The 22,821-nt window shown below is 42.6% G+C and carries 21 protein-coding genes and 1 riboswitch; of the genes, 8 read left to right on the top strand and 13 right to left on the bottom strand.

The genetic code is table 11. The features are described 5' to 3' along the window. Positions 1–128: 128 nt before the first annotated feature. From V6C27_10410 to V6C27_10400, 3 genes are read right to left on the bottom strand one after another with little or no spacing between them, the layout of a single operon-like run. Positions 129–1,337, bottom strand: coding sequence for a threonine synthase (locus tag V6C27_10410; GenBank protein MEG6616827.1), 1,209 nt, complete (start codon positions 1,335–1,337; stop codon positions 129–131). Between the two features lie 31 nt (positions 1,338–1,368). Further along, positions 1,369–1,752, bottom strand: coding sequence for a RidA family protein (locus V6C27_10405; GenBank protein ID MEG6616826.1), 384 nt, complete (start codon positions 1,750–1,752; stop codon positions 1,369–1,371). A 21-nt stretch (positions 1,753–1,773) separates the two neighbouring features. After that, positions 1,774–2,445 carry a PAS domain-containing protein gene (locus V6C27_10400; GenBank protein ID MEG6616825.1) on the bottom strand — a complete coding sequence of 224 codons (672 nt, stop codon included), beginning with the start codon at positions 2,443–2,445 and terminating at the stop codon, positions 1,774–1,776. A gap of 238 nt (positions 2,446–2,683) precedes the next feature. Here V6C27_10400 and V6C27_10395 point away from each other — a divergent pair, with 238 nt between their 5' ends. Then, on the top strand, positions 2,684–3,304 hold the full coding sequence (locus tag V6C27_10395) for a DUF2284 domain-containing protein (GenBank protein ID MEG6616824.1): 621 nt from the start codon (positions 2,684–2,686) through the stop codon (positions 3,302–3,304). Here V6C27_10395 and V6C27_10390 read toward each other — a convergent pair. From V6C27_10390 to V6C27_10360, 7 genes are all read right to left on the bottom strand, one after another. After that, positions 3,271–4,266: a prenyltransferase/squalene oxidase repeat-containing protein gene (locus V6C27_10390; GenBank protein ID MEG6616823.1), complete on the bottom strand. Its 996-nt coding sequence runs from the start codon at positions 4,264–4,266 to the stop codon at positions 3,271–3,273. The two genes, V6C27_10395 and V6C27_10390, sit on opposite strands and share 34 nt — an antisense overlap. Before the next feature lie 2 nt (positions 4,267–4,268). Further along, entirely contained in the window at positions 4,269–4,898 is a 630-nt protein-coding gene (locus V6C27_10385; protein MEG6616822.1) for an ECF transporter S component, read from the bottom strand. Beyond that, positions 4,889–6,502 (bottom strand): energy-coupling factor transporter ATPase, encoded by a 1,614-nt coding sequence (locus V6C27_10380; GenBank protein ID MEG6616821.1) that lies wholly within the window; start codon positions 6,500–6,502, stop codon positions 4,889–4,891. The genes V6C27_10385 and V6C27_10380 overlap by 10 nt, the downstream gene beginning before the upstream one ends. After that, complete coding sequence (locus V6C27_10375) at positions 6,490–7,407, bottom strand: energy-coupling factor transporter transmembrane component T (GenBank protein MEG6616820.1); 918 nt, start codon at positions 7,405–7,407, stop codon at positions 6,490–6,492. The genes V6C27_10380 and V6C27_10375 overlap by 13 nt, the downstream gene beginning before the upstream one ends. 12 nt (positions 7,408–7,419) lie before the next feature. Continuing rightward, on the bottom strand, positions 7,420–8,556 hold the full coding sequence (locus tag V6C27_10370) for a DUF4430 domain-containing protein (protein ID MEG6616819.1): 1,137 nt from the start codon (positions 8,554–8,556) through the stop codon (positions 7,420–7,422). Positions 8,557–8,566: 10 nt separating this feature from the next. Beyond that, positions 8,567–11,644 (bottom strand): S-layer homology domain-containing protein, encoded by a 3,078-nt coding sequence (locus V6C27_10365; protein ID MEG6616818.1) that lies wholly within the window; start codon positions 11,642–11,644, stop codon positions 8,567–8,569. A 156-nt stretch (positions 11,645–11,800) separates the two neighbouring features. Further along, positions 11,801–11,993: riboswitch (cobalamin riboswitch) on the bottom strand. A 50-nt stretch (positions 11,994–12,043) separates the two neighbouring features. Continuing rightward, on the bottom strand, positions 12,044–12,298 hold the full coding sequence (locus V6C27_10360; protein MEG6616817.1) for a DUF1653 domain-containing protein: 255 nt from the start codon (positions 12,296–12,298) through the stop codon (positions 12,044–12,046). A 108-nt stretch (positions 12,299–12,406) separates the two neighbouring features. Here V6C27_10360 and V6C27_10355 point away from each other — a divergent pair, with 108 nt between their 5' ends. The 4 genes from V6C27_10355 (at position 12,407) to ric (ending at position 15,380) form a co-directional block, all read left to right on the top strand. Further along, positions 12,407–12,745: a hypothetical protein gene (locus V6C27_10355; protein MEG6616816.1), complete on the top strand. Its 339-nt coding sequence runs from the start codon at positions 12,407–12,409 to the stop codon at positions 12,743–12,745. A 463-nt stretch (positions 12,746–13,208) separates the two neighbouring features. After that, complete coding sequence (locus V6C27_10350) at positions 13,209–13,859, top strand: redox-sensing transcriptional repressor Rex (protein MEG6616815.1); 651 nt, start codon at positions 13,209–13,211, stop codon at positions 13,857–13,859. A gap of 71 nt (positions 13,860–13,930) precedes the next feature. Beyond that, positions 13,931–14,506 carry a 5-formyltetrahydrofolate cyclo-ligase gene (locus V6C27_10345; protein MEG6616814.1) on the top strand — a complete coding sequence of 192 codons (576 nt, stop codon included), beginning with the start codon at positions 13,931–13,933 and terminating at the stop codon, positions 14,504–14,506. Between the two features lie 157 nt (positions 14,507–14,663). Then, positions 14,664–15,380, top strand: a complete 717-nt coding sequence (gene ric, locus V6C27_10340; GenBank protein ID MEG6616813.1) for an iron-sulfur cluster repair di-iron protein — start codon at positions 14,664–14,666, stop codon at positions 15,378–15,380. A 47-nt stretch (positions 15,381–15,427) separates the two neighbouring features. Here the strand turns inward: ric and V6C27_10335 are convergent, their stop codons facing one another. Further along, positions 15,428–16,612, bottom strand: a complete 1,185-nt coding sequence (locus V6C27_10335) for an anaerobic nitric oxide reductase flavorubredoxin (protein MEG6616812.1) — start codon at positions 16,610–16,612, stop codon at positions 15,428–15,430. A gap of 129 nt (positions 16,613–16,741) precedes the next feature. Here V6C27_10335 and V6C27_10330 point away from each other — a divergent pair, with 129 nt between their 5' ends. The 3 genes from V6C27_10330 to V6C27_10320 are packed head-to-tail and all read left to right on the top strand — an operon-like array spanning position 16,742 to position 19,595. Next, complete coding sequence (locus V6C27_10330) at positions 16,742–17,470, top strand: (Fe-S)-binding protein (protein MEG6616811.1); 729 nt, start codon at positions 16,742–16,744, stop codon at positions 17,468–17,470. After that, positions 17,467–18,882 carry a LutB/LldF family L-lactate oxidation iron-sulfur protein gene (locus V6C27_10325; protein MEG6616810.1) on the top strand — a complete coding sequence of 472 codons (1,416 nt, stop codon included), beginning with the start codon at positions 17,467–17,469 and terminating at the stop codon, positions 18,880–18,882. Before V6C27_10330 ends, V6C27_10325 begins: the two co-directional genes overlap by 4 nt. Before the next feature lie 11 nt (positions 18,883–18,893). Then, on the top strand, positions 18,894–19,595 hold the full coding sequence (locus tag V6C27_10320; protein ID MEG6616809.1) for a lactate utilization protein: 702 nt from the start codon (positions 18,894–18,896) through the stop codon (positions 19,593–19,595). Positions 19,596–19,861: 266 nt separating this feature from the next. On the opposite strand, the gene V6C27_10315 is transcribed toward V6C27_10320, so the two are convergent. Both V6C27_10315 and V6C27_10310 read right to left on the bottom strand, forming a co-directional pair. Next, positions 19,862–21,058, bottom strand: a complete 1,197-nt coding sequence (locus V6C27_10315) for a pyridoxal phosphate-dependent aminotransferase (protein ID MEG6616808.1) — start codon at positions 21,056–21,058, stop codon at positions 19,862–19,864. A 58-nt stretch (positions 21,059–21,116) separates the two neighbouring features. Further along, complete coding sequence (locus V6C27_10310; protein ID MEG6616807.1) at positions 21,117–22,472, bottom strand: potassium transporter TrkG; 1,356 nt, start codon at positions 22,470–22,472, stop codon at positions 21,117–21,119. Between the last annotated feature and the right edge of the window lie 349 nt (positions 22,473–22,821).

Genomic DNA, 22,821 nt, shown 5'->3' with positions numbered 1-22,821 from the left:
ATATAACATGCTATTGCTCATTTCGCCAGTTTAATATATTATATATTAGTTAACTTTCTTATTTTTTGGTCCCGGTAAGTATGGCTATACTTACCGGGGGGGTTTTTTATTTAAATGTTAATTAAATGCTAGGCTTCTGGAATATCTTGGTCTGGTTGTAGTACTGGCACTTCTACATTTACTGTTTCTGGGTATTTTAAACCAGTACCAGTGTTTAACAGCACCACTTTTTCGTCGGCCTTTAACCAGCCATCTGCCTTTAATTGCTTAGCTGCAGCATATAGTGATGCACCTTCGGGGCAAACAAATGCACCTTCTTTGGCGGCCAGTTCTGCTTGGGCTTGCAAGAGATCTTCATCACTGATGGCAATGGCGCAACCATCGGTTTTGTAAATGGCATCCAGCACCATGAAGTCACCTAACGCTTTAGGAACAGTAATACCAAAGGCGCAGGTTGAAGCATTGTTCCAGAATTCGGATTCGGCTTTCTTCTCTTGCCATGCTTTAACGATTGGCGCACAACCGGTGGCTTGTACTGCAACTAAACGTGGCATTTTTTCTCCGATCCAACCAATGGCTTGTAGCTCTTTCAGTGCTTTATAAATACCGATGATGCCTACACCGCCACCAGTGGGGTACAGAATTACATCGGGCACTTGCCAGTTAAATTGCTCGGCAATTTCTAAACCCATGGTCTTTTTACCTTCGATACGGTAAGGCTCTTTTAATGTGGATACATCAAACCAACCGTATTTTTTCACTGCCCGAGCTACAATTTTACCAGCATCGCTGATTAGCCCGTTAACCAGGTACAGATCGGCACCGGTGATGGCACATTCGTTACGGGTAATTTCTGGCGCATCCTCAGGCATTACAATCACAGACTTAATGCCAGCTCTGGCTCCATAGGTAGACCAAGCAGCCCCAGCGTTACCATTGGTGGGCATAGCCAGTGTTTTAATACCCAGTTCTTTGGCTCTAGAAACCCCTACAGTGGCACCTCTTGACTTAAAGGTACCGGAAGGAATAATACCTTCGTCCTTTAAATATAAGTTGTTTAAACCAATATCAGGGCCGGCTTTTTCCATTTTAATCATTGGAGTCATACCTTCACCCAATGAAACCATGTTCTTTTTATCCTTTACAGGTAGCAACTCCCAGTAGCGCCACAATGATGGTTCGCGATCTTTTAGATCCTCTTTGTGAAAATTCTTCCTAATACTTTCCAAGTCGTATTGCACTACCAGTGGGCCACCACATTCACATAATTGATGTACTTCTTCACTGTTGTAGTGTTTGCCGCATTTTGCACATTCTAAGTGGGTTACATAACTCATGTTGTCAGTCACTCCTTTATATAATTAATTATTATTTAATTAATACAATTGCCTCTATTTCCACCGCTACATTTTTGGGTAAACAAGCCACCTCAACACAAGCCCGGGCGGGAGCATCCTCTTGAAAAAATTCGCCGTAAGTTTCATTTACTTTAGCAAATTCATTCATGTCTTTAACAAATACTGATGTTTTCACAACATCCTTTAAAGATGCACCAGCGGCTTCACAAATTGCTTTTAAATTGTTAATGCACTGTTTAGTTTGTACCTGCACATCGCCATCCACAATATTGCCAGTGGCGGGATCAATGGGGATTTGACCAGAGATAAACAAAAAGTCACCAACTTTTACTGCTTGAGAATAGGGACCAATTGCTGCTGGTGCTTTGTCTGTTTTAATGATAACCTTGTCCATTTGTTTTCGCCTCCAAAGTTGTTAAATTAATTTATGGTTAGTCCGGATTGACCGGCCTTCCTCTAAGTAATTGTAGATGGTGTACCTGGACACCCCCAACATGGCAGCTACTTTGTCAACCGCCCCTTTAATCATGAACACTCCTTTGTCATCCAGTTCTAAAACAACACTTATTTTATCTTCTTTTTGCATCATTGCCACCGGAAGTGCGGTTTTAGCAATTACCTGTTCAATCATGTTATCCAGCACTTCAGTAATATCTGAAGCAAAAAATTCGCTGGTTTCGTTTTGAAACTTTTCACCAAAGGCCATAAATTGTTCCATATAGTTTTTATGAACAATCAACTCGGAAATATCGTAGTTTATGCAGAGACAACCAATAATTTTACCATCATCATCTCTGACATAAATAGTAGATGATTTAAGCACTCGGCCATCTTTGGTTACATTTTTATAACCAATTAAATCTTCACAATCATGACCATGTTTACGCAAATTCTCTAGCACAATATTTGTTGCCGGAGCACCAATTTTACGGTTGGTAACAGTGCCGGTCACATAAATTAAGGAGGATTCTGGTCTAAGTAAATCATGTATGGCCACTTCACAGTTTTTGCCAAAGGTTTGCACAATGCCTTCCGCCACTGATATAAGTAATTTTAACTTTGGATGAATATTGGATGGCTTCTCCATTTCATCACCCCTCTAGTATTAAATTATTTAACTTATCAACTGATTAGCTTATTGATCATTCGTCTTTCCTTGTTTGTATTATATAGCACAAACTAATTTTTGTATAGTACTTCTTCAACATTTTTTGGATGATTTACACAAAATTTTTAACCTTAATATTAAAAATTTGTAAGATTGCGCTATTTTAGAGTTATTATATAGAAAAATACTATTTTAATTTAACGGAGGGGGCCAGTAATTGTCTGAATTCACCTTTACCACTCAAACACCCAGCGCCAAGCTATTGATCAATGTAAAAACCGTGCTAACCAGCACTAAAAGATTAATTAAATTTGAAAAACAGCATTTTTGCCAACCCAGCTGTCACAACTATAATAATAAATGGAGTTGCCCGCCACACAACCTTACCTTTTCTCAATACGCCAAGGGCTATCCTTGCGCTTTGGTGGCCTTATTCTATTGCCATTTGGATCAAATTACCTATGTAAAAACTCTGGCAATGAAAAAAAGGATTGCCAATACAATCCTTAGATCAAGATTAAATAAACTTATGCGCCAGTTGGAAAAAAACTATGCCGGCAGATTAATCGCAAACAACAGTTGTGGGTTATGTAAACCCTGTACACGAAAAAGCAAGTCGCAATCTTATTGTAAAAAGCCCCAGGAAATGAGATACAGCTTAGATTCCTTGGGGCTTAATGTAACTGAAATGTCCTTGGCGCTATTTGACCACCAAACTGCACGCCACAATCAAAAAGTTAGTTTAAATTATGCAACGGCAGCGGCAGTGCTACTATTAAAACACCCACCGGATGAAAGCACTGATCAAATAGTATCCACTTTTTTAAGTGGTTGTTGATTCAGTGGACTGTTTTGTAAGTGGAGTTTCTGATAAATAGACTGGCCGGTGCTGTAATCTATTAGCGCTATCAGGGCTTGGGCAGTGGCCATATCGTTTGGCAACATCTCGCTGCCATGGGAAAAGGCCCCATTGGGCAGCCGGAATTTTAGCATACTGGTAATTGGATTGCCGCCGCCTTTAGTCCATTCTTCCCCAGTGGGATCTATGCCTAACATTATCAATGCCTGCACCACCTGGGCTGCCGCTTCAGTGGTGGCGCTACCCCAAAGGCCGAAACTACCGTCGCTGTTTTGTTGCGCCTTTAAGTAAGCCAGTGCCTTTTCAATTGCTGGATAACTGCTATCCTGTCCCAAACAAGCCATGGCCATAACCGCCATGGCGGTCATATCAATGTCAGATTCCGTCAACGTAGTGTCAATACTAAAACCACCATCAAAATTTTGCTGGGCCGTTAACCACGCCAAAGCCTTTTCTGGGTTGGGAATAGCTTCACCAGCGGTATAAAGAGAAATAATGGCCCATACATGGGCGTTAATCAATTGCTCCCCTTCACCGGTTATGGTATCGGCAAACTTACCGTTGGCCATTTGTGAAGCTTTAACAGCGGTCACCAATTGCTTACCATCATAATTATTGGGGTCCCTTTGGCTGGCCAGTGCCCCAATAATGCCGCGTTGATAATCAGTGTTTGATAATCCGGTAATTAATTCCTGTTGGTTAGTTTCTGGTTGCCCAGCGGCATATAGCCCCAACAACGGCCAGGACAATAGACCCCGATAAGCACTATTCTGCAATTGCTTTTGCAAATAGGTAACGCTGCCGCTGATGGCCTTTTCGGTCTCTACCTTTGTTAAATCAACCTTACTGACGGTGGCGGCTAAAGCACCATTAACACTAAAAACTAGCATTAATAGCAGACAAATTAGCGCAACCGCTATTCTGTTAGTGGCCTGTTTCATACCTATCTTTCTCCTCTCCTTACTATTGTTTTTACTACCATCCGCTTTTTATAGCGCTGTAATATTTTAATAAATTCCTTCCCCATTAACCACATAAATACTCCATTACCCAACCCGTGTAACGTGTCAAACCAAATGGCGGTTGCATAGGTGGCGGCAAAGGTCTGCCAGTTAAGGGGATAAATAAAGGTTAGCCAGTGCCACAGGTTCATGATGGCACCATAAAGGTAGCCCCAAGCAACAGCAAAGATTACTAAAAAACCAATATTGGCGCTACTCTGCAAACGCCCCCACCAACCGGCGGTCAAGCCAGCCAAACCCCAAGCCAACATCTGCCAAGGTGCCCAAGGCCCTAACCCTAAGAAAAAGTTGGAGGTTAGGGCCGCCAGCACACCCACTGTAAAACCTGCCCTAGAACCAAATACATAGCCTGATATCAGTACTAAAAAGGTGGTGGGTTGCACATTGGGAATGGCCGCAAAGGGGACTCGACCTAACGCTGCCAGTGCCGCCAGCGTGGCCAATACCGCAATTTCTTTAGCCGAGGGCCTGCTTTTTTCAAGGCGCCAGAAGAAGCTAACTAAAACTAACACCGCCATGGCTAGCGTCAGCAGCGGCCAGTTTAAATCCATGTTTGGCCCACCCCGTTCTGCCACCCTTTAAAAACATCAATTGCATCTTGTAACGTAATTACACCGCCGCACAGATTAGAAAATAATTTGTTTAGCTGCGGTGCATAATATAAGGAATTATCCAGTACCTGCCGTTTGTTACCGTCTGCAATAATTTCTCCGGCAAACATCACCACCACTCGGCTGGCGTATTCTGCAATGAATTCAATATCATGGGTGACCATGATCACAGCAGTCCCCTGCTTCGTCAAACTACACAAATAATCAGCCAGGTGCCTTTTTGTGATGATATCTAAGCCCCGGGTGGGCTCATCTAAAAGCAATAGTTTTGGCTCTAGCACCATTACTGCGGCCAAAGCTACCCGTTGCCGTTGACCACTGCTTAAATCCCTAGGATTTACATCCTTAACGGCACTTAACCCCAGTCGCTCTAACATTTGGTCCACTGCTTGGGTGGGCCTAACACCCCGCACCTTAAAAGCAAAGGCCACTTCATCATAAACAGTGTCGTTGAACAAATAGTCGTTGGGGTTTTGGGATAAATAACCAACCTCACCATTAAGACCAATATTACCCTGTAACGGATACAACAAACCGCAAATGCTTTTTAAAAGTGTGCTTTTGCCACTGCCATTGGCGCCGACAACGGCCACAAACTCTCCTGCAGTCACCGTCAGGTTGAGATTTCTAATAGCTAACTGGCTTTGCTGGTTGTACCCATAACTAATGTCTTTAATGGTCAGCAATGGGGTTGTGCTTATGCCGGTAATTGCTTGATCGGTTAGACAACTGCCATTGTTAACCGGGCACAGTGCCTGCAGTTGTTTTCTCCCTTCGTTAATGGTCAGCGGCATATCATCACTGCCGACCAAATTAAAAAACCTGTTCATGGCTGGCAAAAGGCAAGTGTCTTTCAGTTGCTTTAAGGTATCTTTGGGAGGAGCATTGTTAGTCAACTTCCCCTGATCAATCACCACCACCCGATCAGCCAAATGTAGGCACCTTTCCAATCGTTGTTCGGCCATTATCACTGTGATGCCCAAATCCTGATTTATTCTTTTTAGGTGATTAAAGAAATCTTCCGCCGCCATTGGGTCCAGCTGCGAGGTGGGTTCATCCAACAGCAGTACTTTAGGCTGCATGGCCAAAATTGAGGCCAGTACCACCAACTGTTTCTGGCCGCCGGAAAGTTCATTAGTATTTCGGTTTCTCAGGTGAGCGATATTTAAGAATTGCATTACTTCCATTACCCGCCGTTTTATATGGGCAGCTGGCACCCCAATGTTTTCCAGGCCAAACACCACTTCTCGCTCTACGTTGTACATCACCAGTTGTTGTTCGGGATCTTGAAAAATAAAACCCACTTCTCCTGCCAACTTAGCCTTTTCCCACTGCTGAAGATTTTTGCCACCATAGCATACGTTGCCGCCAATGAACCCGCCGTAAAATTCTGGCACCAGGCCGGCCAGCGCCCGTAGCAGGGTGGTTTTGCCGCTGCCAGACTTACCCAACAACAGAACAAATTCACCCGGTTGTATCTGTAAGTTAATATCGTTCAAAATAGGTTGCTTGGTGTCGCCATAATAATAGGTTAAATTCGCCACTTCAAATAAGGCCAGTGTTGCCACCCCCAATTCAATAGGCTAGGTGTCAGCAGTAATAAACTAATGATGGCCATTAAAAACACCTGTTCTGGAGCAACAATCAACAGCCCAATAACCGGGTAAATTTGCAATTCCGCCCAGCCCTTAACCAACAATAACATCCCAGCCAAAAGACAAGCAACACTGGTCACCAGCACCAGCACATCCCGGGGGAGGTACTTTTCACTGTTATAACAGGTCCGAGATCCACAGCCGTATCCTCTGCTATGAATGGCTTCGGCAAGGTTAAAGGCGTTGTCCAACGCCGACAACAATAACACCTTTAAAAGGGGGTAATGGCTCTTAACCTTGGCCACAATGCCATTGTTCTTGAATACCACTCCACGGGTTTGTTGCACTTCCTTAATATGTTTTAACTGGCCTGCCAAATAGGGAATTAACCGAGTGGATAAAGAAATTAACATCGCAGACCGAGGGGCAAAACGGGCAAAGAAGGCAAAGGCCCGGTCTGGATTAACCATGCGGTTGTATAAATAAAACACTGTCATTATCAACAACAGGCGCATACTCATCAGTATGCTGTAAACTGCCGCTTCCACCGTGAAAGCAATGTGACCCACAATGGGTATGGTGGGACCATCAAAAAACACTGTACTGCCAGATTTATTAAACAGTAGGTTAATTAACGCCACCATGACAAACATAGTCAGTGAAAATAACAGCACCACTTTATAAGCTGCCCAGCCATCTAGCAACTGCACCTGCCACCACAAAATAAACAGCAACAGTGCAAAATACAGTGGGTGGTTTAGCATCAATGCCAGTAAAAATATCGAGCCTGTGTACGCCAACACCGCTGCCGGGTGTAATGTTTGGAGAAATAAATGGTTATTCTGCTCATCCATGCTTAGCCACCCTTACCTAGCCACCGGCAAGGGCACAACTTTACCGTCCACCACCAGCGCCCCTAAGCACTGCTTAATTGTTCCTGGGTTGTTGGTCAACACATTAATGGCACCTGCTAGTCCAGCATCATCTACACCGGTTACCAGCCAAAGGGGGGTGGCATCACCCATGCCACTGCCAGTGGCCACTATGGCACCGGTGTTGTTTTGATACCGCTGATGCTGTTGCCCCTGGATATTGAGAGCAGCAAAATAATCCGCAGTTAGTTCTGCAAACAAACCAGTTTTTTTGCGTTGCTGTTGCAGTCCCTGCCAATAACTATCCGCAGCCAATTGCTGCCACAATCCAACCACCACGGTGATTTTGTTATCCGCCAGTAGCAATTGTTCGTTATAGGGTTTTTGCTCAACATTTTTTACCCCGATACTGCGCAGGTACTGGGCCAACTGTTGTCCCTGTTGTTCACATCCCGCAGTGGTTAATATCAACGTACCAGCATACTTGCCTTGGTAGCCGCCCACAAAGGGTTGGGGATAAGCACCGATCACTGCCGGTGTAAAAAGGGTGTTTCCCCAGTCATGGTAATCCCACCAGATAACCTCCCCAGGGGTGGGCAGGTAATCCGCTGCCCCCACCGAAGTCATAATGCCATTCATGTAGTAAAACCAATCCCGCTTAATTTTGTCAGGCCCGGTATAGCCCGATGCCAAACCGTTAATGGCACTGACAAAGCCACCACCGTACTGGGTTTCTAGTTTGGTATGACCCTTTAAGATATCCATTACTGTACCACCATCGCCCACCGCCACTTGGCTGGCGGCAATGGTTTGGGCGCCAAAATCTCTGGTAACCCAAAGGGTAGCTGTGGGAGTGGTTGATGGTTTAACTGTGGCCGCTGGCTTTTGTTCGCTGGGTTGTGGTTGGGAATCAGCAGTTGCTTTGTCAGCGGCCTCTGATGAGGCCGCCTTTTCAGCAGTGGCTGGCTTCTCTTCACTAGCAGCTTGGGGTTGCGATTGCTTTTGGGTAACCACCACTGGGGGGTTAGCCGTTGGCTTTTCTGTAATTATTTCTTCCGTTGTTGTACTGCTACAACCTACCAGTAGCAACAGTACAAGCATTGACAGTAATAGTAGTTTAAAATTTCTCATCTCTATCCTCCTAGGAGGCCAATGGTTTTAGTTTTAGTAGGCGGTAAATAAACACTGCTGTTTCCGCTCGGTTGGCAGTATCTTTGGGCTTAAAGGTGCCATCTGCGTATCCCATAACCAACTGGTTGTTTGCCGCTACCCAAACGGAATCCCAAGCCCAGGGGGCGATATCCGCCTGGTCAGCAAAATCCAGTTGCTGGTTCAGTGGTTTTAAACCCAAAACCCGATTAAGAAACACTGCCAGTTGTTCTCTGGTGACAGGATTATCTGGTCTAAAGGTGCCGTCATGGTATCCACTGATTAAACCAGCCTCCACCGCAGCACTAATCTCTGCAGCACACCAATGGTTTGGATCAACATCGGAGAATTTAGTGGTCACGGTATCAGTTTGCAATTGCAATGCCCGGGCCAGCATAGATACAAACTCAGCCCTGGTCACCACCTGTTCGGGGTGAAATAAATTGTCACCGCCACCGGATACTACTCCTTTGATAGACAAATATTGAATGGGTTTCTCTGCCCAGCCAAAGGAGTCGCTGTTCACATCGCTAAATGTTGATGGTTGCTTATTCCGTTGCAGCACCGCAAAATCAGTGAAGTGGTTAATCAATCCGCTTACCTCCCCAGCGGTGACATTGACCACTGTGGGCACTGGTACCCAACTTTGGGTTTTTACATTGTACCAGGCTAAAACCAGGTCCTCCGGTGCCTGCACGCCATCGGCTAGCTTTATTTTTATAATGACAGGTTTACCAAAGGTGGTGTCGTTTGGTGTAAAACTATACACCGAACTGACTAAGCTGTGGGTTGAGGGTTCAACATTATCAGTGGTGTTTTTTTCCTTTATAGAAATTGCCGTGTCTTTGGCCAGCGCACCATTACCAATATATAAGCTAACCTCTTCCGCATTATCACTTATTGTGGCTTCAACACCAGCTTTAACTTGTTGTTCAACAACCACTTGGTTAGCTGATAATATTGCGCGCCACTGTTCCCATTCTTTGTCGGACATTAGACTGTCTGTTTTAATGACAACCGCTTGACTGTTATCCAGCTCTACTATGTGATAAAGTTCATGTTCTGGCGGCGCAGAATTTATTTGTTCTGCAATATTCTTTAGTGCATTTCTAACCACTTCCCGTGATCGCTCAATGTCTTGTTTGCGTTCTTCAGTTAATTCCGGAGCTGCGGGAAACTCTATTACTGGTACCAATTCTCCATCATTGGCATCAACTGCCCAAAACCATACCACGTCGTCCCCATCACGCAACACCTGATCAATTGCTGAAACACTAGGAATCAACCCGTTAACTTGAAATTTCCAGCCGGCAGTACTGGAACGGTCTTCAGCCAAACCTTCAATTTTGTAAACATAGGCGCCACCATACCTGGTATCATAGGAAAGGCCCGTTTCTTTTAAAGCCTGGATAGGGTTTGCTTTTTCTTTGGGCATTTTTACAGTGCCTGAAAACAGTGTTTCTTTACTTTTACCCAGTACCTGTATATATACTGAGATGGTGTTGTTTTCAATAATGTCACCACCATCGCTGGTTATGGTGACTTGGCCATAGGTTCTGACAAGCTCAGGATAACCGGCAGCATGTTCTTTATATACTTGGTAAAGAACAGACCTTTCGTTCGCTAGAGGGACTTTTACTTGACCCTTTTCAGCAGTGTACGGCTGGTCATTTAATATTACTGTGGCCCCCTCCACAGGCACCGTTGCCAAATCATTAATGTTCCAATCAAAATACTGACCTTGTACCGATACTGTTAACGTCTGTCCATCCCTTGTAAACTTTACCAGCGGAAAATAGGTCTTATCTACCCAGGTGGTATTGTCATAGGCACCGATATAAAAGATAACTTGATCGCCACTTTGCAAATTATAGCTATCAGGGCCAACGGAGAAGGCGGTGGTTTCTATCTGGTCATCCCTAATGACGTAATATTTCCAAGCAGTATCAACGCCCGATATTACCGATGTTTGACCGCTTTCATCCAGGATATTGTCTATCATCCCCCATTGATTGAGTTTAACGTTATTCTCCCCTACCAGCTGTTTTAAGGCATCCAATGCAGTACCGTTTACTGTAACGCTACCTTGCTTTAATGTATGGTTTTTACCTTCTACCCTCACCTCCACTTGGGAAGTGCCAACCTGTTCACCACCGTCATCACGGCCAGCCAACTGAAAATTACCATAGCCATGATTAGCTAGGGCAGCCACCGCCATCAATACTTGCCGAGTAGCCATATCACTGCTGCTACCATCGTGTAAATGACTGAAGGAACCATTGGCTAGCCTAAAAGCAAAGAGCGCGTTAATGATGTTATTATCATTTTTAGTCCAGCTTGTGATATCTTGGTTGCAAGCCAGCAATCCGCGGATCACACTGGCTGTACTTTCGGCATTTTCCAAACCAAAGGAGGCAAAACCTCCCGAATCATTTTGTGCCATACGCAAAAAGTTGATGGCCTTTGCTATGGCATCATCAGCAGCATGTTGGTCAGTGGACAAAGCCACCAACGCCATGCCGGTCACATCAGAATCGCCGACATTGCCAGATAGAGCAAAACCACCATCGGCTTTTTGTTGACCAATTAGATAATTAATAGCCTTTACTTTATCATATTCATAGTTGTCAGTGTTAACCTGATCCAAGGCAGTTATGGCAAAAATAGTGTTGTTGACAGAGCCACCGAAACTACCATTGGCCTGCTGTTTGTCAATTAAGCATTGTACAAGGTTAATTTCTGTACCAATCTGATCTACATAGGCTTCCGGATCTGCATCAATGGCCACCAACGCCAATATAGCTGAGGCATACTCTACCGCATCAGTATTTTTATTAATGGCAACTGACCAGCTGGTAAAATCAAAGTTACCAACTTTACCAGCCTGCTCAGCCTGCTTTAACCCCACAACCTCTTCCCAATAATCCGGTTGCGGTTTGTTTTGCTGATAGTAATTGACCAGTGATTGTAACGCATCATCTAATGTTTCCGCCTCTGCAGGCAACGCTATAAATATGTTTAGCACCAAGGTTAGTACCAGCGCTAAGGTTAACAACCGATTTTTTATCATTATTATTCACTTCCTTAACTTATGTAAAAATAACCATCAAAATTTGAGCTCTTGTTAATTAAAAATTAAAATCCTCTAGCCTAAGCAGAGGATTTTATATCTACACCATCATGGCGACAGTCCATAATAAGTACCACTCCTCCCTATCCGCGTAGGTCTTGGCAGTAGAAACAAGGCAGGTCTCCTGGCTTAGGTTCATTGGTATACCGCACCTTCCCAGAGTATTACCCCAGTGGTTAATGTGGTAGACCTCACCATTACAGTGGCGGGACCGCGCCGGACTTACACCGGCTTCCCTTTTAAACTTTAGCTTGTTACATGCTAAAATACCTGTTTCTCAGTATTAATTTCAAATCAATTATAACATCAAAGGTAAAAATTAACAACTGGTATTAAACATTACAACTGACAAGGTTCAAAACGATACCTTTGTCCAGTGGGGTTTTCTTTTCCTTCGGGCACCTCTTCAATAAACATATTATAGGGTCTAACAAAAATTTGATGACTTCCATACAAAGCTTGGTAAACCACCATTAACTCCTCCGTTTCGGTATGTTTGGCCAAAGCAAATACATAGTAGTACTTACCTTTGAAGTGTCGGTGCACCCTGTTAATTGGCAACTGGCTGCCTTGATCATCGGTATTTATAATCATGCTGTTCACTCCTTTACACTTATTAACTTATTTTATTGAAAGTTTTCTTTACCGTTGTCAGTGACATAATGGAAACTATTGCATAAAGTAGAATATGGAGGGATATAGATGGCAGAATTAAAGGTGTTATTTATTGAGCTGGCTGGCGCAATATATACCATCAAAACTATTTTAAACATTGTGGATTTAATCACCATTTCATCGGAGCACTTTAACAAAATACTCACCAATGGTGTTATTCATATAAATACCATGTCAGTGCCAGTGGTATATCCAGTGGCCAACAACCAATTAATAGGTAATGACAAAGACCACTACTTGATTGTCCTCGGTAGCGAAGAAAACAACACTGGCATTTTCGTAGACAATATTATTGGTATTGGTTTAATCAACTGGAACGAAGATGATCAAGAAAAAGAAAAAGAAGAATCTCCCCTTATAAACTAAAATATTGCTTTGCAGAATGCCAATTATTTTTAAACACTAATCAATTGGTAAAATATGTAACATCCAGCCATAAGTAGTCATACCTTATAACAAAAAACTTATTTTAATAAATAAAACTAATTGGGGGGATCAATTATGAGTCGCGGCTTCGATTGGTTTTGGTTAATTCCTATTTTTCTATTATTCTTTTTCTTGATAATATTAATTATTTCCTTTTTATTTATTTTTTAGCATGTTCTCAATAATTCAGGCCGTTAAAACTCAATTTTAAATCTATGTTACTTTGCTTGGTTGGGTATTTTGGGTATAATAGCCTTTGTAAGAGGATTTGCAAGGTTGCATTAAATTGGCTAAATATTGACCCAAAATAGTCACTTTTTATTAAAACCCTTGCAGTGAAACCTCAATATTTTGATAATAGATATATCTATAAAGATAATTCTAAAAAGGCTAGGTGTAAAGAATGGTAGGACTAAAAATACCTGAGGTTACCATTGCAAGATTATCAGCCTATTCTAAATATTTGAAGAGATTAGAGAAAAAAGGAATTGATAGTGTCTCTTCTGGGGATATTGCCCAGGGTGTAGGTGTAAAACCAGCCCAAGTGCGCAAAGATCTTTCCAGTTTTGGCGAATTTGGTACCCGTGGGGTTGGCTACAAAGTTCAAGATTTGGTGCATTACATCTCCAACATCTTAGGCCTGACTCACCCTTGGAATGTGATACTTATTGGTGCCGGTAAGGTGGGCTCAGCACTGGTCACCTATGGTGAGTTTAAAGAAAGAGGATTTAATATCGTAGCGGTATTTGATAACGACTTAACCAAGATTGGTAAAAAAATAGTCGACCTTGAAGTAATGGCTGTGGAACAAATGCCTGAAATTATTGAGCGCTACGATGTTCAAATAGCCATTATCGCTGTACCGCCCCAATATGGCCAACAGGCCGCAGATATGGTTGTGGCTAATAACATTAAAGGCATATTAAACTTTGCCCCCACTTCTTTAAATTTACCACCGGATGTGAATATACAAAACGTTGATCTTTCTGCCAGTTTAGAATCAATAACCTATTGCATCACCCGTGGAAAAGTAATGCCGCTCTACTATATGTAGGGCGGCTTATTTATTATATAACGCTATAACAAATAATAATTAGTATATAATAGCACAGGGAGGTGTTAACCATGGTTTTTGCAGCAAAAAAGAAACTGCGACAATCTATTATAGAACAGAGGGATGCCATAGATCTCGACACCAAAGCTGCCTGGGATAAACAGATTTTTAACACACTGGTAAGCAGTGATTATTATCAGCATGCCCACACTATTTTTACCTTTGTTAGTTTTGGCAGTGAGGTGGATACCCATCGCTTAATAAAATTTGCCCTAGACAACAACAAAACCATTTGCGTACCTAAAATAGCCTCTAAAAAAACCGGTATGCAAGTGTTGCGCATTAACGGCTTTCACGACCTAGATGTGGGCTATTTTAAAATTCTGGAACCGGTGACAGGCTGTCAACAAATAAACCCCGAGGAAATAGATTTAATTTTAATGCCCGGTTTGGCTTTTAATAGAGCCGGTGACCGCCTCGGCTATGGTGGTGGCTTTTACGATCGCTTTTTAACGGAACTAAAACAGCCCATAAATAAAATAGCTTTAGCCTATCATTTTCAGGTTGTGGATAACATTCCTGCCACCGAAGATGATATAAAAATTGACGGCATTATCACTAATCAAGAACTTATTCGCTGCCTTTAACCAAGACATCGGCCACACCGATGTCTTGGTTTTTTGATTCAGATCATTTATTTAACCATATTTATATTTTATAATGCAAACAACCTTAATATTAAAACAATAAATTGTTAAGGCTATTTGTTAAAGAAATACATCTAACCTAAGGGAGGAATGAACTATGCAAACTTTTTCAGCAGCAAATAAAATTGGTGATATTGTGGCTCAGTTTCCCAAAGCCAGTGCTATCTTTAAAAAATACCATGTGGATTTCTGCTGCGGCGGGGACAGACCCCTGGGCCAAGCCATCAATGAGCAAAATATAAATGAATCAGAATTGCTAACGGAACTTAATAAAGCCTATCAAGAAAGTCAAAAAATTCATGATACGCAAATAGACTGGCGAACTGCTCCCTTTAGTGAGCTGGTGGACTACATTGTCAATAAACATCATGCCTACTTGCACAATAACCTGCCTGCCCTAAGCGCCTTGACCACCACCGTCCTAAGGGCACACGGTACCAATCATAAAGAACTGGCCCGGGTGCATAAGCTTTTTAACCTGTTAAAACTAGATTTAGAACAGCATTTAATTAAAGAAGAACAAGAAGTTTTTCCAAAAATACAGGAATATGAAAAGGACGGCAACATAAAAAATCTGCAAGCGGCGGTGGATAGCATTGAAGAGTTGGAGAATGAGCATGAAGGGGCCGGGGATATCTTAAAAGAATTGAGAAGCATTACCAACAATTTTCAACTACCGCAGGATGCCTGCGGCACCTACGAACGCACCTACAAAATCATGCAGGAATTGGAATCGGACTTATTTGAACATATTCATTTAGAAAACAACATCTTGCACCCGCGTTTAAAGCAAAAACTTAACGGCTACAATTGATAAAATTGTGACGGGCAGTTAATATCCTGCCCGTCACAATTTTTGTACTAATTCTTAACCCTTTCTGCAAAGGCTGCCCCATAGGCAACACATTTCTGCAAGTCCTCCGGGGCAGGATTATATTGCACCCCTATGGATTCACTGACAATTTCTATGCCTGCTGACCGCAACCTTTCCTCGATTATTTTAGGTGATTCGGCACTCCAACCAGAAGCACCAAAGCTAGCACCAATTTTACCCTGTAACTTCAAACCTTCAATTATCTCCAAAATTGCTGCCACTGCACTCAATATCCCTCTGTTAATGGTGGAACTGCCAACAATAATCCCCTTGGATTTGTAGACCTCGGCAATGACATCATTTTTATCCCATTTGCCCACATTGAACACCTTTGTAGTTACCCCGTTGCTCTCTAAGCCATCAGCGATGGCCAAAGCCATTTTCTTGGTGGCACCATACATGGTGTCATACAGTATGGTAACGATACCCTCATGATAATTATCAGCCCATTCATTGTACTTCTCCACAATTTGCATCGGATTGTCTCGCCAAATCACTCCATGGCTGGGGGCAATCATTTCTATCGGCAGGTTTAAATTAACAATCTCTTTAATTTTGGCCTTTACCAACTTATTAAAGGGAGCCAAAATGTTGGCATAATACTTCAGCGACTCTTGGGATAACTCACATTGATCCACCAGGTCATTATACAATTGGGGAGCGGCGTAATGTTGGCCAAAGGCATCGTTTGATAATAGCACGTTGGCTCCAGACACATAGGTGGCCATTGAATCGGGCCAGTGTAGCATTGGCATTTCCACAAATATCAGTTTGTTTTTGCCCAAATCCACCGTGTCACCGGTTTTGACCACTTGAAAATTCCAATCTTTGTGATAGTGCTTTTTAATAATCATGGCCCCATTTTTACTGCAATATATTGGTAGGTCTGGTCTCTTGTCAAGCAAATAGGGCATGGCACCAGAATGATCTGGTTCAGTATGATTGACAACCAGTAAATCAATTTTATCAAGCCCCACTTTTTCTTCCAACAGATCTATAAACTGTTTGTGAAACGGGGTAAAAACGGTATCCACCAAAACAACCTTTTCATCCTTAATTAAATATGAATTAAAGGAAGTACCCCGGTGAGTGGAGTACTCAGTGCCATGAAACGTCCTGGTCTCCCAGTCCCTAATACCTAGCCAGTAAATATTATCTTTAATATTAATCATTTGTTTAACCTCCATCCCATTAAAGCTTTAGTCACTGTTTAAATTGTCCTAAACCGCCTAAAAATATGTATTTTTTATACCAGTTTGTACATAATAGGAAACAGTTTAATTTATTTGGGAGGCAATGGTATGAAAGCATCCATTTTTATTACATGTATTTGTGACAATTTCTATCCCCAAGTGGGCAACGCCATGGTTAACATCCTGGAAAAATGCGGGGTGGAATGTGACTTTCCAACAGAGCAGGTATGTTGTGGTCAACCGGCGTTAAACACCGGTTATTGGGATGACACCCGAGAGGTGGCTAAAACTCTACTCCGGGCCTTTAAGGACAGTGAACATGTGGTGGCCCCTTCCGGTTCCTGCATCACTGCCATTAAAGAATATTACCCAATAATTTTTGAACACGACCCAGAATACTTGCTGTTGGCCAGAGAATTGGTGAGTAAAGCATATGAATTTACACAGTTTATGCATCAAGTGGTCAAAATAACCGATCTGGGTGCTAGATTTCCCTATAAAGTCACATACCACGCCTCCTGTCATGCCACCCGGTTACTGGGAGTAAGCCCTTATGTTCACCAGCTTTTGTCCAACATTAAGGATATTGAACTGATTCCGCTAACCCATGCTGAAAACTGTTGTGGCTTTGGCGGTACTTTTTCAGTAAAACAACCAGAGGTTTCTGAAGCGATGGTGGATGAAAAGGTGTTTCATATCAAAGAAACTGGGGCTGATGTGGTTACCGCAGTGGATATGGGCTGTTTAATGAACATTGAAGGTCGGTTAAAAAAAGAGGGTTCCAAAATTAGAGCGCTACATATAACTCAACTCCTAGATGAAGGGATGAGATTATGAACAAAATCCACCAAGGCAAAACCTTCAGAGAACGGGCCCGGGAAGCACTAAAGGACGATTTTATGCGCCAAGCGGTGCGCAAAGCTGTGGATACTTTAGAAACCCGAAAAGAAGAAGCAACGGACGCCTTAGGCAACTGGGATCAGTGGCGAGAACAGGGCAAACGCATTCGGGAACACGCAGTGGAAAATCTTGACTACTATTTGTCTCAACTGGCAGCCAACGTCAGAAATAACGGCGGTACGGTATATTTCGCCCCAGAGGCAAAGGATGCCCGACAAATCATTTTAGAAATTATTAAAAAGCATGGCGGTAAGCATATTGTTAAATCTAAATCCATGGTCACCGAGGAAATTCATTTAAATAAGGCTTTAATTAAAGAAGGTTTAGACGTAGTGGAGACCGATTTGGCAGAATACATTTTACAGTTGGCCGATGAACCACCGTCCCATATTGTGGTGCCTTCAATCCATAAAAGCCGTGATCAAATTGCCGAGCTTTTCTCCAATGTGGCCAGAGAAAAAATACCTAACGATACGCCCAGTTTAACAGCCTTTTCCCGCAAAGTGTTACGGGAAAAATTCTTGCAAGCGGACATCGGTATCACCGGTTGTAATTTCGCCATTGCCGACACGGGAGCCATTTCTTTAGTCACCAACGAAGGTAACGCCAGATTGACCAACTCATTGCCCAAGGTACATATAGCGGTAATGGGCATGGAAAGGCTGGTACCCTCCTTTGCCGATTTAGAAGTACTATTGACGCTGTTGCCCCGCAGTGCCACCGGGCAAAAGTTAACCAGTTACATTAGCATTACCAACGGACCTAAAAAACCAGAAGATTTAGATGGGCCAGATTATTTTTACCTAGTGATCTTAGACAACGGCCGTAGCAGAATATTGGCTGACACAGAGTTCCGTCAGTCACTACATTGCATTCGCTGTGGTGCTTGCTTTAATGTTTGTCCAGTGTACCGACAGGTGGGAGGCCATAGTTACGGCAGTGTTTACGGCGGTCCCATCGGTTCAGTAATATCTGCCTTTTTAACCAATGATATGGAAAGATACGGAGGTCTAGCTTATGCTTCCACTTTATGTGCCGCTTGCAGTACCGTATGTGCTGTTAAAATACCGCTACATGATCTATTACTAAAATTGCGACATCGTTATGTAACCCATAAATACACGCCAGCAGCAGAAAGAACTGTTTTCAAATTATGGCGCACCACTTTTCAAAATCCCAAGACTTATCGCTTAGCCATCAAGATGGCCCAAAAGGCACAAAGTCCTTTGGTAAATAATGGTTATATCATTAAAGGACCGCCACCTCTGTCTGCTTGGACCAACTCCAGATATTTCCCCAAAGCAGCGGAAAAAACCTTCCGTGAACAGTGGCAACAACAGCATCATTAGGGGGTACAACTATGGAACAGTTAGGCATTCCAGAACAAGATTTTATTAACACTGTGGCTCGGGCATTGGGCAGATCCGAACCACTTAAACATGCCCCGCAGCGGGATATAGTGGGGCCACCGGATTTTTGGCAAGAAGACGAAGAAATTAGAAAACACTCTCTAGAACTATTTAAGAAAAACTTAGAAGGGCTAAGCGGTAGAGTGGTAATAGCCCAATCAGCAGCAGAGGTACAACAACAAGTAAAAACTTGGTTGACAGAATTAGAAGCAAAAAATGTTATCTGTTGGGACCACGGGGATTTAAAAGAGTTACTGCAACCCGAAACCCTGGGGGTTAATGTGCAACTTTGGAATGATGGCCACAGTAGCAAAGAGCTGATTGATGTCGCCGCCCGGGCAGATGTAGGCATTACTTGGATTAATTTTGGCATCGCCTATACCGGCTCCATGGCAGTGCTGAGTGGTGCTAGAACAGGCAGAAGTGTCAGTTTATTACCGCCAACCCATATTGGCATCTGCAAACGTTCACAAATAGTGCCCACCATGACCAGCGTAATTAAACATTTGGTTGATTTAAGGGGCCAAGGTCACTTGCCTGCGACCATTAATTTTATTACCGGCCCCAGCCGCACTTCAGATATCGAAATGGACCTAAGCATTGGTGTCCATGGCCCCTACCGCACCTGGGTAATTGTTTTAGATGAACAATAACCGGAATAACAGCACAAGGGGCGTTGCAAAAAACAAATAAGACAGCCGGTGGCGCACGTCCTATGCGCCACCCTGCCTCCGACAACCTCCTTCGCTAACTTCGGTTCGCTGCGCCACTATATGTCGTTCGCTAACTGCAGCAGGTGCTGGGTTTTTCAATTAACCTTTTATCTAAAAAACAAAGGCAAAAGACACCTGGATTTCGTTATTAACGATACATAAGGGGCTGTTGCAAAGTTTTGCAACAGCCCCTTACAAGCAACCACTTAAATTTCTATAGCCTGTTTAATTCTAGCTAAACCAGCTAGAATATTTTCCTTTGAGGTGGCAAAGGACAGGCGGATATATTCATGGGTTTCGCCTTCATTGCGTTGTCCAAAGGAAGTTTGGGGTAGCACTGCTACATTTGCTTGGTATAAAAGATACTGCTGCAGTTCTTTGCCTGTACTAAAGCCTAACCTTTGGCAAGCAGCGGTAACATTGGGATACACGTAAAAAGCTCCTTTGGGTTTTAAGCAACTTATACCTTCAATATCATTTAAGCCGTTCAATATGAGGTCTCTTCTTTCCCTGAACTCCTGCACCATTTGTGCTGTGGCTTCTTGCTGACCAGTTATCGCCTCTTGGGCGGCCAGCTGAGTAAAGGTGGCAGTGCAAGAGACACTGTTGGTGCTCAACCGAGCAATGGCATTGGCAACTAACTCCGGCGCCACACCGTAACCAATGCGCCAGCCGGTCATGGCATAGGTTTTAGACAGGCCTTCTATCAAAATGGTTCTTTCCTTCATGCCCGGTAACGACACAATGCTCTCAAACTGATGGTCATAAATGATGCGCGAGTATACTTCATCAGACATCAGCCACAAATTCTTGGCCACCGCAATATCGGCAATAAGTTTTAAATCAGCAGTGCTAAAAATGCCACCGGTGGGATTATGGGGGGAGTTTATAATAATCATCTTTGTCTTATCAGTGATTTTTTGCTCTAATTCCTCTGGTACAAAGGAGAATTCCCGCTCCTCCCTAAGGGCCAACGGAACTGGCACTCCACCAACATACTTAATTACTGATTCATAAATTGGAAAACCGGGGTTAGGGTAAATCACTTCATCACCGGGATTAATGGTGGCCATTAATCCAAAAAAAATAATTGGCTTCGCTCCCGGTGTCACCACCACCTCTGTTGGTTTAACCTCTATGCCCCTAGTTTTGCTAATATAATCTGCAAAGGTTTGGCGTACAGCCATTAATCCCGCAGAGGGAGAGTAATGGGTATAATTGTTACTAATCGCTTCGATGCCAACAGCTTTAATATTTTCGGGTGTATTAAAGTCCGGTTCCCCAATGGCAAAGTTAATAATATCTCTACCCTGGGCCTTTAGCTTTTCCACCTCTGCCAATACTTCAAAGGCTGTTTCGGTACCCAAGGTATACATTTTGTCGGCTAGTTTCAAGATATTCATCTACCCCTTTAAAATATTTATATTTATATTGGCTTTTGTTAGTAATTTCATGTCTAACTTAGCCAATAATAATTTTTTCTTTAACATAATGGTATTTTTGTTTTCTCTTTGGCCTTTGGGGCAGTAATAACAGCGCCACCAAACCGATACGTCCAATAAACATTAATGCAATAATAATTAATTTACTAAAATCGGTTAACTCTGAAGTGATTTCCAAAGATAACCCGGTGGTACCAAAGGCCGAACATACCTCAAATAGCACTTGGGTGGCAGAAAAATTCTGCTCCAACTCTAAAATAGCCACGGTGGCAAAAAAAACTATGATTATCGCTAAAGTAAAAACCGAAAAAGCCCGTTGAATGTCGTGATGGTAGAGTTCTCGGCCAAAGGCCTGAACGTTGTCTCGACCTTTCCAGGAAAAAGAATATAAACTCATTAGAATTACAGCAAAGGTGGTGGTGCGAATGCCACCGCCACAACTACTGGGGGAGCCACCAATAAACATCAGCATACAAAAAAATAATATTGTGGCGGTGCGGAATTCTGTAATATCGTAGGTAGATAAACCGCCACTGCGGGTAGATATGGATTGAAATAATGCCACTGAAATTTTTTGCTGCCAAGGTAAGCCTGCCATTGCAGCATTGCTCTCGCCAAAAAATACCGCAAAAAAACCCAGCAACACTAAAGCAAAAAAGGTAACGCTGGTCACCTTAGTAAATAATGAAAAGCGCCGACGCCCGGTGATCATCCAACTGCGTACTTCCAGCAACACCGGAAAACCAATGGCACCACAAATAATCATTAGTCCAATCACAGTATGTATTAAATAGTCTTGGGGAAGTCCCCGTAAACTGTTGCCAAACAAATCAAAGCCAGCATTGGTAAAGCTGGAGATGGCATGAAACACCCCATATTTTATTGCCCTAAGAAAATTATAATCATAGCTAAAATAAAAATGGGCAGTTAAAATAATCGCTGCAATGGACTCCAACGCCAGCGCCAACTTTAAAATGAACTTCATCAATATTACCATACCAGCCATGGTGGTTTGGTTTTGGTCCGCTCTAATTAGCATGCGATTGCGCAAGCTAATCTGCCGACCCAGCACTAAATACATCAGTGTGCCTAAAGTCATAATACCAATACCACCAAACTGCAACCACACCAGCAATATCGCTAAGCCAAAGTTGCTGAAGGTCTCAGGGGTGGAAACCACAGTCAAGCCGGTAACACTGATGGCACTGGCAGCGGTAAATAACGCGTCTATGGGAGGCAACTTTACTCCTGGTTGTAAAGAAACGGGCAAACTTAAAAGTACTGTGCCCAACAGCAGAAAGAACAAATAACTGAGCACCATAATTTGTACCGGTGTCAATTTGCCACCTTTCCAGGGATTTTTTATAGTAGCCATAAAATTTCTCCTTATAATATAATCCACGTACATTTTACAACTGCTATAGCACCTTTGACAACTTAATCATGTCAACGTCCTATAAATAGCAAAAATAGATAAAAAAAATCCGCCTTAAAATATTAAGGCGGGAAGCGGGATAATAAATATCTTAAAATATTAACCTTGAGGTAAATATAGTTTAACATATATTATTTAATTTGACAATATTCTACATAAGTAGATAAAATATTCTAACAACAATATTTAAGAATAAATTCGACATACAGTGATATCTATCCTTAAATTTTGTCAAATTAAAATATAAACTGTGTAATTAATATATATTTAAATATCTTTTTAAAACTAT

The organism is Peptococcaceae bacterium 1198_IL3148, from assembly GCA_036763105.1.
GTDB lineage: Bacteria > Bacillota > Desulfotomaculia > Desulfotomaculales > Desulfohalotomaculaceae > JBAIYS01.
The sequence above is the reverse complement of the archived record's forward strand: the minus strand, read 5'-3'. Positions and strand labels throughout refer to the sequence as shown.